The following is a 12,397-nucleotide window of genomic DNA, read 5'->3' as shown; positions in this document are numbered from 1 at the left end:
TGCCTGATATATATGTTCATGACGGACCAGGCTTAGCCCCGCCTCCTCTCTATTTCTTCGAGTTTTTTTAAAAAAGATGCCTCCATTTCAGCACGTTCTTTCTCTGCTTTTAAAATTTTAACTTCAGCACGCAGCTTTTCTAATTCACTCATCTCATCGGGACGTTTTCGTTTGCCACGGTTATCTCTTAAAGCTTCTACTCCACCAGCTTCATATTTGACTATATAATTGCGAGCCTGTTGATAGGACACCTGGTATTGTTCTGCTGTTTTGGCATAATTACGATTATGTGCGATACAATACTGTACTATTTCAACCCGTTCTTCAAAAGTGGTTTTTCTTCCTTTGGTCATGATAATGCTTCCTCCTGTTCCAGAAGATTTTAATTCTTCATGACCATTATACTTCTTTATCCAGATTTGTAACTTAGCTTTTGAACGGATTCCGTATTTTTTGCAAATATCATCTTGAGAACCATAGCCTGCTAAATAATCTACGACTGCTTGTTGTTTCAATTCTTTGGAATATTTTTTATTCCCTTTCAATGTGAATGCATTTGCTCCCATAGATTCATAGTTTCGAATCCATTGTTGGACAGATGCGAGACTTACATCAAACATATCGGCAATTCGCCGTTGACTTTCTTTTCCATCCAGATATAGATTTACAGCATATATCTTATCCGCAACAGATACTTTTCTTTTAGACATAAAATATGCTCCCTCCTAAGTGACAAGTTTTTATTATTTCACTTGTCTACCTAGAAGGGAGCATATCACACATCAAGTGTGACAGCCCCAGTTTTGTGGGCTATGAATTAAGATGTCATGTACGCATGGATATTTGCTAACTGTTGTAAAGGTAAACGTCCAGGTGCTTATAGCACTGTTAGTTTCATTGTCTGATTATCGGCATAGCTTAGGGGAGATTCCATAATATTTCTTGAATACTTTGCTGAAGTAACCGGAATCTTTATAGCCGACAAGAGAAGAAACTTCTGTAATACTGGTATTTCCCTGTTCCAGTAATCGTCTGGCATGTTCCATTCGGACTGAAAGTATATAATCTGTAATGGTACATTTCATATATTTGTTGAATATTTTCCGAATATAGCTGGCATCCAGAACAACATTTTCCGAAATTTGCTTCACTGATAACTCCTCATCCATATAATGCTGCTGAATATAATCCTGAACCAGATGAATTATTTCCGATGCACGTGAAGGCTTGGAATTGCCAGAAAGCAGAATCGCTTTCTGACATATGTGAAACAACAGATCACAGCTGTCATGTGTTGAGGATTTCAGAAAAATATTTGGATATAAAACAGGGTCATTATCCAGCACATCATTGATATTAATTTCTTTTTCTGAAAGAAAAGAAAGAATGATGGAAAAAAGCGGAGATAATAGAAGCTGAGCAGTATACATGTCAGAATTCTGCAGCAAAACCTGTTGTTCAATTTCCAGCAGTACCTCTTTCGCATCTTCCAATGATGTCTGACGCAATGCCATAAGAAAGCGGTTGTAAATATCCAAACCAGCAAAGCGTGGCGAAAATATATGATTATTATTGCTATAGCGGTAAATGGGATTGTCCTGTGATGTTTTATATTGTAAAGCAAGTAAAGCTTTTTGGTAGCTGTCCGCTATCTGACCAGAATCTTCTGCAATGGTTCCAATTCCGAAAGCAAGATCTATAGAAAACCATTTTTGAATAAATGTTTTGACGGTTTTCATAAAATCAAAGGAAAAATTCTCCGCTCTTTTTTGTGTCTGAAAATTAAAAAGGTAAACAATGTTATTATAAGTATCCTGGAAAGAGTAATAGTTAACTGTTGAATTTATCAATTCATCCAGACAATTTTTTACACTGAATTTCAGAATAGATAAATTTAATTTATTAAGCTCCTGACAGGAGATATAATTAAATTCTACTATGGCAATCTGATAAATATCAGATACTTTCCAGTGGTCAAAAAGATATTTTGCACCATCATCAGATTCAGATGGTTCTTTTGAGAAGGAAAGAAGAGAATACATATAATTATCCAGGGTAAAGTCATGCAATTTCTTTTTGCGAATGTTTTCCTGCTGTTTCTGTTTATATTTTTGATTCAGAGTTTGAAGAAGCTCAGAGAGTTCATCCGGAGATATTGGCTTTAGCATATAGTCTTCAACCTGGAGCTGTATTGCCTTTCTGGTAAATGAGAAATCGGAATATCCAGTTATAAATACAATCATAATATGGGGATATTCGTTCTTGATTTTTTTTGCTAGTATTAATCCATTTATATGGGGCATATTAATGTCCAGAAAAACAATATTAATAGTATTTTTTGAAAGCTCAGAAAGAACTTCTTCTCCGTTCTGAGCAAGGCTGCAGACCTGGAAACCAAGAGAATGCCAGTCTACGGCAGTAAGCATGTAATTACGAAAGTATAGTTCATCGTCAGCTATTAATACACGTATCATAATTCCTCCCAATTCTTTGGTATACAGATGACAACAGCTGTACCGGTATCTTTTTGACTGAAAATCCGAAATTTGCATTTGTTATTGTAGTAAAGGAAAAGTCGGTTGTAAACACTTTTCAATCCGAAATGATCTTCTGCTTCAGAAGAATTCAGATAACCACGAAGCTTTGCCTGTTCCATTCCTACTCCGTTATCACAAACACATAAAGTAATATGGTCAGTCCGTACTCTGGAGATAATCTTGATAATTCCCGGAGATGTTTTTTCCTTTATTCCATGATATAAAGAATTTTCTACAAGAGGCTGTAAGGTCATTTTAGGGATTATGTAGTTTTCTGCCTCTGGTTCGGCTTCAATCTGGAAATCCAAAATAGTAGCATAACGGTATCTCTGAATGAGCAGATAATTTTGCAGCATACGGAATTCTTCACGAATTGGAATTAGTTCTTTTCCATTACTGAGCACGCAACGATAATAATCTGCAAGATATTTTGTTACAGTGGCTGCCTGTTTTTCCTGTTTTTGATAGCAGGAAATATAAATCAAATCCAATACGTTGTAAAAGAAATGGGGATTGATCTGAGCCTGCATTAAGGAAAGTTCATATTTTCGTTTCTGACGCTCATCCTGCTTGATCTGTGCAGTCAGTTTTTCCAGTTCCTGAACCATGTTATTAAAATTATTGGATATATCTCCGATTTCATCGTTTTGCTTAAGATTAGAGCGAACTTTTAAATCTCCAAGTTCGACATACTGCATTCTTTCAGAAAGATATTCCAAAGGGTTTGTAATAAGTCTGGTAAAAGCAGAAATCAGAAAAATAATAGTGATTATGCTTAATATCAGGATAAGAACCAGTAAAAACATATTTATAGTAAAAGTGGATCTGAGGCTTTCCAGTGGAGTTTCATTGACCAGAATATAATCAAGAAAGCCTGCGGGAGTCCAAGTCAGCATGTGCTTTTTTGTGTCTATGTTTATAACCTGGGAACCGGTTTTAGCGCTATATATAAAAGAATAACTGTCAGGATCTGCCTGACACAAAGAAGTGCTTTCTGAATTGGAAATCACAATTCCCTGTTTGGAGTTGATTATATAATAGTTTTGATTTAAATTGTCAAACATAGACGAAATAGTAGCAACTTTTGTGTTTAAAAATAAATAACCAAGTGTTTTTCCGGTATTAATATTGATCACTCTTTTTGAAAATGTTAAAACTGGTGAATCGGTTCCGAGATATGCACGCTTCTGTATATTGAGAAACTGATTCTGCGGAACCCCGGTTGAAGGAATAGAATCAAGCAGTTCTTCCTTGATTTTGCTGAGATCAGGTTCCCTGTCGGTACCGGCGCAGACAATTTTATCATTTACAGTGAGATAAACCACAGAGTCTACAAAAGAAAATAAGTGCAAGTTATAATTAAAAGCAGACTTCAGGTAGGAATTAGCTGGATTGCTAAAATAATAACTTTGAGTTTGGTTGATTGTGCTGATCAATTCATTTGAGCAGAGAATGACATTATGATATTGGGTTTTCATGTCATTGTGGAGTAGATGACACTCATTTTGAATATGCTCTATAGAACTTTTTAGCTCTTTTTGCGAAAACTGGTAATTGGCGAAAATAAGTAAAACAATGTTTTGCAGCAATACAAGAAACATGATGATAAGAATCAGTTTCTTTTTTAATGTAAAGTCAGGTAATGCCAACTGTTTTGCAGACATGATTTCTCCTCCGGTTCCGAAATAAAGTAATCTCACAATATAGGATAAGTACAAAATAATTTTAGGGATTCATGTACTGTAAACCTGTAATGAATTATAACATTATCGTATGGAGAGTTAAAGCTGAACAAAAGAAATGCCTGTTTTTTCTAAAAAGAAGCCTGTTTTTTCCAGATGAAGAAAAGAAGCCTGTTTTTTACAAAAACAAACCTATAAAACACAGGAAATTGTCAATGAAATCAAAGATAATAGAGACATCAAATACAACAGGTAATCAAAAAGGAGGATTAAGAAATGAAAAAAAGAGTAATCAGTTTTATGATGTCGGCAGTCCTTACATTGTCTGGACTTGGCTGCTATGGACTTGCAAATGTGCATGCAGAAACAGATACGAATGTTGAACGGAAATTAAAAATTTTTGCACATTATGCAGAAGCAGAGAAACCGATTCTGGATTATGCAATCAGCAAAGTTCAGGAGAAATACCCGAATGTAACATTCGAAATTGAGGCACATCCTAATGATGATGGTCAGACGTTAAAGACACGTGCCGCAACAGGAGACATGCCTGATATTGCACATGTAAATGCCGGAGATGTGAAATCACTTTCAGCAAGTGGCAGCTTACTTGATGTAGCTGAGTATGTAAAGGACACCGGATATGCAGATAAAATGACCGAATCTGCAAAGGGAACTGAAGTCTATGATGATGGAAAAACATATATTTTCCCGGACTCCGGAGCTTCTGCAATTCTGCTCTATTACAATAAAAAGGTATTCGAAGATAATAACATTAAGATACCGGAAAATTATGATGAACTTCTTGAGGCAACGAAAGAACTGGTAGCAGATGATATCATCCCATGTGCTCTTTTTGCCAAAGAAGGTTTTGTGAGCGGCGCATTTTTCGATATGTTTGCACTGAAATCTAATCCAGCTGGTTTAAAGGCTTTATCAGAGGGAAAGGCTCATGCATCAGATAGTGGATATGCAGAGGGCATTAAAAAAATGGTTGACCTTGTAAATGAGGGATTCTTCCAGGCTGGATGTACATCTACAGACTATGAGACAGCACAGAATCTGTTTACATCAGGCCAGGCAGCAATGTTTATTAACGGTGACTGGGATATTTCTTCTCTAGTAGAAAAAATGGGCGATGATGTAGGATATTTTGAATCCTATCCTATGGCTGATGCAGGAAAAGAGCAGGATAATTATTATGCATTTTCCGGTGGCTTTACATATGAGGGATATGCTGTTTCTTCTGATACAGAGGATCCGGAGCTTGTTGCTGATATCGTTTCAATTCTGGCAGAGGGTACTGTAGAAGGAAACTATATCTATCAGTCCAAAATTCCAACTGTAATTAATATAGATTCTTCTATTGAACCAAATGCTCCGGTTCCGGAACTGGCAAAAAAAGAAGCAGAAGAATTAAAGAACATGGATTTCCAGACTGCATGGACACACACTTTGAAAAACGCTGAGTTTGCCACAAGTTTTGTAGAATTATTACAGGAAATGCTTACAGGAATGGATGTAGATGATGTAATTGTGTCTATTGATGATCTCGTAGACAGTGTTGGGGGAAACTAAGAGTATAGACAGAGGTGAATATATATGAATAAGGTGATGGCAGATAAGAAAGCAATAATGATTTTTACACTGCCTTGTCTGATCTTCTTTGGGCTGATAGCCTTTTATCCGGTCTTTCAAACTGTGATCATGAGTTTCTTTGACTGGGATGGATTGACGACCAAAACATTTACCGAACTTGCAAACTACATAAAACTTTTTCAGGACAGAATATTCTGGACATCTTTCCGCAACAGTTTTCTGGTTGCAGGAGTTCTAATTGTTTTTGAAGTAATTCTTGGAACGTTTCTGACGCTTGTGCTTATGGATAAAAGGATTCAGTGCAGAAAATTTATTCGTAGCAGTTTATTCATACCAGTTGTCTTGTCAGTAACAGTAGTGTGTCAGCTGTGGTCCTCAATATTAAATCCGGAAATTGGACTGATCAATCAGATTTTCTCTGCATTAGGCCTTGATTTCCAGCAGCAATGGCTGTCGGACAAGCATGTGGCAATTTTGGTCGTGGCATTTGTAAATGCATGGCAGTACATGGGATATCAATTTGTAATTATTTATTCAGCGGCAAATTCTATTCCAACAGATTATATTGAAGCCAGTCGTATTGATGGTGCTACCAGATGGCAGACAAACTTTTATATTATTTTGCCTATGCTGAGAGATACGTTGAGAAACTGTCTGATTTTTGCTGTGACAGGTGGATTTAATATTTATTCTCAGATGCAGCTGCTTACTCAAGGTGGTCCTGGAACTGCTACATACAGCCTGACGTATATGACATTCCGTAGTGCATTCAAACTTAGAAAATATGGATATGGCTGTACTTCAGCAGTATCGCTAATGTTTATGTGTCTGGTTTCGATTGCAGTTATTAACATGCTTATGAGTAAGAAGAAGGAAAATGAATGATGGAAAGAATCAAAGTAAGATCTCACAAGGCCTGGGTACAAACAATTATATTATTGATATTTGCCTGCCTTAGCATATACCCATTATTATATCTGACATGTTATTCGCTGAAGACAAACGATGAAATATTCTATTCAAATCCTTTTGGGCTTCCTTTGCATCCGCAGTGGAGCAACTATATAAAGGCAATTACAACCTTTGATATTATGACATATTTTAAGAACAGTCTGCTTACAACTGCCATTGCATTGGTTGGTGTTTTTATTCTGATTTTGCCATTTTCCTATGCAGTAGCAAGAATGAAGTGGAAGTTAAAGGGAGCAGCCTCCATGTTTGTTTCAATCGGCCTTTTTATCCCTTTGCAGGTCAGCTTGATTCCTCTTTCTGTTCTTATCAAAAACATGGGACTTGCGAATACTCATTGGGCGCTGATTTTGCCGTATATTGCTTTTAATCTGGCATTTCCGTTTATGATAATTTCATCCTCTTTTCGGGCTCTGCCTGCTGAACTGGAAGAGGCAGCGGTAATTGATGGAGCAAGTATTTATAAAACTTTTTTTTCAATTATGCTTCCACTGGTAAAACCTGCAATCACTTCAGGTGCTTTATTTGCCACACTGGGAATATGGAATGAGTATATTCTTCCAACGGTTATGATTTCCAGCAATGAGCTGAAAACTTTGCCAGCAGGACTCGCAACGTTTGTGGGACAGCACAGTACCAGCTGGGGAGCTATGGGTGCGGCAATGATGATTGCCAGTATACCTACAATTATTCTGTACCTGTGTTTCAGTGACAAAATTGAAAACTCTCTTACCGTGGGAGGCGCAGTAAAAGGATAATTAATTGATAAAAGGACTTTTTTACCATATGGGACAGGCATTCGATACATGAATGCCTGTAAAGAAAAGGAGAATATATTATTATGCAGAAATTATACTATCAGTTTCCCGAAACCTGGTTCGGTGATTGTATGCCATTCGGACATGGAGATAAATTCTATTTATATCATCAGAGAGATACCAGAAAACCGGGACCATTTGGAGAGCCATTTGGATGGGATTTAGCAACAACCTCTGATTTTGTTCACTACGAAGATTGTGGAGTGGCAATTCCAAGAGGAACTGATGAAGAGCAGGATCAGTTTATTTTCGCAGGAAGTGTTTTTGAAGCAGAAGGACAGTATCATATTTTCTACACCGGTTACAACCGTGATTATCCGGCTCTTGGAAAACCATCTCAGGTACTGATGCATGCATATAGTGATGATCTGGTTACCTGGCACAAAACTCAGGATGCTCTTACCTTTACACCACAGGAAGGCTATGATTCAGATGACTGGAGAGATCCATGGGTGATTCGTGACGAGGAAAATGACCGGTACTTACTGGTTCTTGGAACAAGACTGCAGGGACCAAAAACAAGACAGACCGGTAGAACTGTTAAATTTACTTCCAAGGATCTGAAAAACTGGAAGTTCGAAGGTGATTTCTGGGCGCCGGATCTTTATACCATGCATGAAATGCCAGACCTGTTTAAAATCGGTGACTGGTGGTATCACATTGTGACAGAATACAGTGACAGAAGCAAAATGGTTTACCGTATGAGCAAGAGCCTGAATGGTCCATGGATTGCACCGAAGGATGATGCATTTGACGGCAGAGCTTATTATGCAGGACGTACTTTTGAACTGAATGGACAGAGAATTCTGTTTGGATGGGTTGCAACGAAAGACAAAGATGATGATGACGAAAACTTCATCTGGGCAGGAACCTTCATGGCGCATGAGGTATACCAGAAAGAGGATGGCACTCTTGGTGTAAGAATTCCGGAAACAGTATGGAATGCTTTTGACAAAGAGGAAAAGAAGGACGATTTCGTAATCGATACACCAACTAAGAGCTCAGAAGTAGTTATTGGAAGAAATACCGGTGACATTTTCAAGTTCGAAGCAGATGTGGAATTCTCTGATGGTACAAGGACGTTTGGTGTAAGATTTTATGAGGATGAGGATAAAGCAGAATCTTATCAGTTTGTATTTAATACTACAGAGAACCGTTATGTATTCGAGAAAAAACCGAACTGGCCATGGCCTGCAAATCAGAACATCGGACTGGAAAGACCGCTTGATCTGATTCCGGGAAAGAAATATAACATTCGTATGATCGTGGATGATACAATTGCTACTATTTATGTTAACGGTGTGGCATTGAATGCACGAGCATACAAGAGACCAGGGGAAAGCTTATCTTTATTTGCGTCAGAGGGAAGCCTGAAGGTTACAAATTGTAAGGTTACTATAGGTTTAAAGTGATAGTTTACTAGAGTGTGTTTGAAAAATAATTTTTTAGGTATCATAAGACGGGGCTGATCTTATGATACCTTTTTTGTGTGGCGTTAGAGAATTGTTGTGACTCGAATGAAAATTTATACAAAATATACAATTATGAGCGCTATTTAATACATTTTACACACTAAATTACAACAACATCACAAAAAACAAAAATATATATTGTACTTATTGACATACAAGATAAGATGTCATATAATGTATGCATACAAAACGAGACAACATTAAAACAAATGTTAAAAGGAGGTAATTTATGAAACGAAAAGTAATAAGCACGGTAATTGCAGCATGTATGGTAGTGGGGACAATGGCTAGTTTTGGAACGAGCGTAAATGCAGCTACATCAAAATCGGAAGACAGTGGAGAAAAGGTTACATTAAAACTTTTCCATAACTGGATCAATGTAGATGAGGCACCGTATTTTGAAGACATTGCTGAAGAGTTTGAGTCAACACATCCAAATGTGGACATTGTTGTTGAGAATGTTGGAGATCCGGATTATAAGTCTAAACTTAAGGTTATGCTTGGTGCAGATAATGCTCCTGATATTTTCTTTTCATGGAGCGGTGAATTTGCGTATAAGTTTGCAAGAGCGGGAAGTGCGCTGGATCTGATGGAATACTATGAAGCGGATCCCGAGTGGAAAGATAGCTTTATTCAAGCTGCGCTTGAGCCATTTCAGTATGAGGAAGGAATTTATGGAGTACCGGTACGAGTTGACGCAAAGCTGATGATTTATAACAAAGATTTATTTGAAAAATATAATGTAGAGGTGCCGACTACATATGATGAATTCTTAAATGTATGCCAGACATTTAAAGATGCAGGAATAACGCCATTGGCTATGGGAAACAGTGATCCCTGGACAGCTTGCCATTATATTTCCACATTTAACAGTATGTGTGTACCAAGTGATGTACGTGCAGTAGATAATAATTATAAGACTGGTACATTTACAGATGAGGGATATGTGCAGGCATTGAATATGTTAAAAGACTTGAATGATAAAGGGTATTTTACAGAAAATACGAACTCTATAGACTTTGAGGTGGCAAGAAACGATTTCCTTACAGGAAATGCAGCTATGACGTATATGCAGTCTATTGAATTCAGACGATGTGCAGAAAATAATCTTAATGCAGGTGCATTTAAGATTCCATTCCCAGAGGGAGAAGATGGAGATCCGGAACTGGTAACTGGTTCACCAGATGGATTTATGATTTCAAAATCCTGTAAGAATCCGGAAATTGCCATTGAATTTCTGAAGCTTATGACCAGTAAGCCATGGCAGGAGAGGATGATCACACAGTTATCCAGTCCGGCATCTGTACAGGGAATTCATAATGAAGAAAATTCAGATGCATTGACTTTGCAGGCAGTTGACATTTACAGTAAGGCTTCAGGGTTTGCAAATTGGCTTGATGCAGATATTCACAGTAAGATTGCAGATGTTTATGTACCTGGGCTGCAAGAGGTAATTGCAGGAACTGTGACACCAGAGGACTTGATGTTCGAGGTGCAGGAAATTGCAGAAGAAGTGCAGGGTGATTCAGAAGAATAATAGAACTAACTGTCCATGGGAATAGATAATTCTCATGGACAGTAAAAGGAGATTCGGGAATGAGTATCTATAAAAATAAAAAAATCATAGTACTGTTCCTGGCACCGGTCACTATAGGATTGCTTGTTTTTGTGTATTATCCTCTGATACAGACAATTATAGGTAGTTTGTATAAATGGGTATCCTATTCACCGGATAGGAAGTGGGTAGGAATAGCAAATTATTTGGCCATATTTCAGAAAAAAGGATTCTTAAGAATACTGTTCAATAATACTATATATGCAATCCTTTCTGTCGTGTGTCAGGTGGGTTTGGCGATGGTAATGGCAGCTTGCCTGGAAGAAATATTTATGAGAAAGTTTCAGAAATTTTTCAGGACAGTGTTATTTATTCCGTCATTAATTTCTATGTCAGTTATTGGTCTTTTGTGGAAATGTATTTTTAACCCTAATACAGGACCATTGAACCAATTATTGGTACAGGTTTTCCACGTTCAAAATCCACCCAGCTGGCTGGGTGATGCTGGCCTTGCAATTTTCTGTTGTATCTTTATTTCCCAGTGGCAAAATGTTGGATATTGTATGCTGCTTGATCTGATTGGCATCCAGAAGATTCCGCAGGAAATTCATGATGCCGCACTTATAGATGGTGCCAGTTCAGTAAAAAAATTTTGGTACATAACGTTACCTATGAGTAAAGAGTCGATGTTGGTAACTGCACTTATAACAACAATTGGAAGCTATAAGATTTTTACAGAGATACAGATACTGACAGGTGGTGGCCCGGGAAGAGCAACTGAGGTTCTTGCCACTGCAATGTATAGGGCAGCTTTTAATAACGATGAGATGGGTGTGGCAAGTGCGTATGCGGTAGTAATATTTGTGATTACGTTGGTATTATCTTTGATACAAATGAAGCTATCCAGAACAGGAGAGGAGGCAGAACAATGAAATATAATCGATGGTATTCTTCCATTGGTAAAATACTGGTGTTTCTGTTCTTTTGTCTGTTTGCAGTTGCTATTATATTACCACTTGTATGGATGTTGATTTCTAGTGTGAAAAACAATACGGAGTTTTTGTCTTCACCGTGGTCACTTCCAGATAAAATACATTGGGAAAATTATGCATATGCTGTGAAATATGGTGTTGGTCAGTATTTTTTTAATAGTATCATTGTAACAGTTGGAACTGTAATTATGACTGTGCTCTGTTGTTCGCTGGCCTCCTATGTATTAAGCAGGTTTGAGTTTAAAGGGAAAAATCTCATATTTATTATGATTGTGGCAGGAATGATGATTTCACCAGAAGTAAATCTGGTTTCCTTGTTTAAACTTATGCAGAAACTAAAATTGTATAATACGTATCTTGGATTAATTATTTCCTATAGTGTATTTCAGTTTCCGTTTACAGTGCTGCTGTTTCGTTCTTATATGCTGTCTCTTCCAAAATCTGTGGAAGAAGCTGCTATGTTGGATGGTTGTTCTGTAATACAAATGTTTACAAAAATTGTGTTACCAATGAGCAAACCAATATTATTTTCAGGAGCGTTGTTTGCCACAATGCATGCATGGAATGAATATATGTTTGCTACGGTATTTGTAGAAAGTGATAAGTTAAAAACAGTCCCTGTCGGTTTGGTTTCTTTGCAGACTGCTTTAAGAACAGATTATCCTGTTTTGATTGCAGGATTGACAATATCGGCTGCTGTAGTAGTTGTTGTTTTTCTGGTATTTCAAAAACAGTTTGTCAGAGGGCTTGCACAGGGAGGCGTGAAAGGATAA

10 protein-coding genes are annotated in these 12,397 nt (G+C 37.4%); 7 read left to right on the top strand and 3 right to left on the bottom strand.

The window, feature by feature from the left end; genetic code table 11:
* Positions 1-32: 32 nt before the first annotated feature.
* The 3 genes from PGQ38_RS00535 to PGQ38_RS00525 all read right to left on the bottom strand — a co-directional run bounded on the left by PGQ38_RS00535 (position 33) and on the right by PGQ38_RS00525 (position 4,201).
* Positions 33-710, bottom strand: a complete 678-nt coding sequence (locus PGQ38_RS00535; RefSeq protein ID WP_195698868.1) for a helix-turn-helix domain-containing protein — start codon at positions 708-710, stop codon at positions 33-35.
* Between the two features lie 195 nt (positions 711-905).
* Positions 906-2,474 (bottom strand): response regulator, encoded by a 1,569-nt coding sequence (locus PGQ38_RS00530; RefSeq protein ID WP_195589318.1) that lies wholly within the window; start codon positions 2,472-2,474, stop codon positions 906-908.
* Positions 2,471-4,201, bottom strand: coding sequence for a sensor histidine kinase (locus tag PGQ38_RS00525; protein WP_195589315.1), 1,731 nt, complete (start codon positions 4,199-4,201; stop codon positions 2,471-2,473). Before PGQ38_RS00525 ends, PGQ38_RS00530 begins: the two co-directional genes overlap by 4 nt.
* A gap of 294 nt (positions 4,202-4,495) precedes the next feature.
* Here PGQ38_RS00525 and PGQ38_RS00520 point away from each other — a divergent pair, with 294 nt between their 5' ends.
* From PGQ38_RS00520 to PGQ38_RS00490, 7 genes are all read left to right on the top strand, one after another.
* Positions 4,496-5,797 (top strand): ABC transporter substrate-binding protein, encoded by a 1,302-nt coding sequence (locus tag PGQ38_RS00520; RefSeq protein ID WP_270430505.1) that lies wholly within the window; start codon positions 4,496-4,498, stop codon positions 5,795-5,797.
* A 24-nt stretch (positions 5,798-5,821) separates the two neighbouring features.
* Positions 5,822-6,703: a carbohydrate ABC transporter permease gene (locus PGQ38_RS00515; protein ID WP_195589309.1), complete on the top strand. Its 882-nt coding sequence runs from the start codon at positions 5,822-5,824 to the stop codon at positions 6,701-6,703.
* A complete protein-coding gene (locus tag PGQ38_RS00510; protein ID WP_195589307.1) occupies positions 6,700-7,545 on the top strand; it encodes a carbohydrate ABC transporter permease in 846 nt (281 codons plus the stop codon). Before PGQ38_RS00515 ends, PGQ38_RS00510 begins: the two co-directional genes overlap by 4 nt.
* An 83-nt stretch (positions 7,546-7,628) precedes the next feature.
* Complete coding sequence (locus PGQ38_RS00505) at positions 7,629-9,017, top strand: glycoside hydrolase family 32 protein (protein WP_270430503.1); 1,389 nt, start codon at positions 7,629-7,631, stop codon at positions 9,015-9,017.
* Between the two features lie 289 nt (positions 9,018-9,306).
* Positions 9,307-10,614, top strand: a complete 1,308-nt coding sequence (locus PGQ38_RS00500; protein ID WP_118577623.1) for an ABC transporter substrate-binding protein — start codon at positions 9,307-9,309, stop codon at positions 10,612-10,614.
* Positions 10,615-10,673: 59 nt separating this feature from the next.
* The gene (locus tag PGQ38_RS00495; protein ID WP_118577622.1) at positions 10,674-11,564 is read left to right on the top strand and encodes a carbohydrate ABC transporter permease; all 891 of its coding nucleotides are present in this window, start codon (positions 10,674-10,676) and stop codon (positions 11,562-11,564) included.
* 185 nt (positions 11,565-11,749) lie between these two features.
* Entirely contained in the window at positions 11,750-12,397 is a 648-nt protein-coding gene (locus PGQ38_RS00490; protein ID WP_202187643.1) for a carbohydrate ABC transporter permease, read from the top strand.

This window comes from Blautia faecis (assembly GCF_027662325.1).
GTDB classification, from domain to species: domain Bacteria; phylum Bacillota; class Clostridia; order Lachnospirales; family Lachnospiraceae; genus Blautia_A; species Blautia_A faecis.
Note: the sequence above shows the minus strand (reverse complement) of the source record. Positions and strands in the feature narration are given on the sequence as shown.

What these genes read in the sequence shown, in the direction of transcription:
- PGQ38_RS00535 (WP_195698868.1), bottom strand. Translation starts at nt 710, where the DNA reads ATGTCTAAAAGAAAAGTATCTGTTGCGGATAAGATATATGCTGTAAAT.
- PGQ38_RS00530 (WP_195589318.1), bottom strand. Translation starts at nt 2,474, where the DNA reads ATGATACGTGTATTAATAGCTGACGATGAACTATACTTTCGTAATTAC.
- PGQ38_RS00525 (WP_195589315.1), bottom strand. Translation starts at nt 4,201, where the DNA reads ATGTCTGCAAAACAGTTGGCATTACCTGACTTTACATTAAAAAAGAAA.
- PGQ38_RS00520 (WP_270430505.1), top strand. Translation starts at nt 4,496, where the DNA reads ATGAAAAAAAGAGTAATCAGTTTTATGATGTCGGCAGTCCTTACATTG.
- PGQ38_RS00515 (WP_195589309.1), top strand. Translation starts at nt 5,822, where the DNA reads ATGAATAAGGTGATGGCAGATAAGAAAGCAATAATGATTTTTACACTG.
- PGQ38_RS00510 (WP_195589307.1), top strand. Translation starts at nt 6,700, where the DNA reads ATGATGGAAAGAATCAAAGTAAGATCTCACAAGGCCTGGGTACAAACA.
- PGQ38_RS00505 (WP_270430503.1), top strand. Translation starts at nt 7,629, where the DNA reads ATGCAGAAATTATACTATCAGTTTCCCGAAACCTGGTTCGGTGATTGT.
- PGQ38_RS00500 (WP_118577623.1), top strand. Translation starts at nt 9,307, where the DNA reads ATGAAACGAAAAGTAATAAGCACGGTAATTGCAGCATGTATGGTAGTG.
- PGQ38_RS00495 (WP_118577622.1), top strand. Translation starts at nt 10,674, where the DNA reads ATGAGTATCTATAAAAATAAAAAAATCATAGTACTGTTCCTGGCACCG.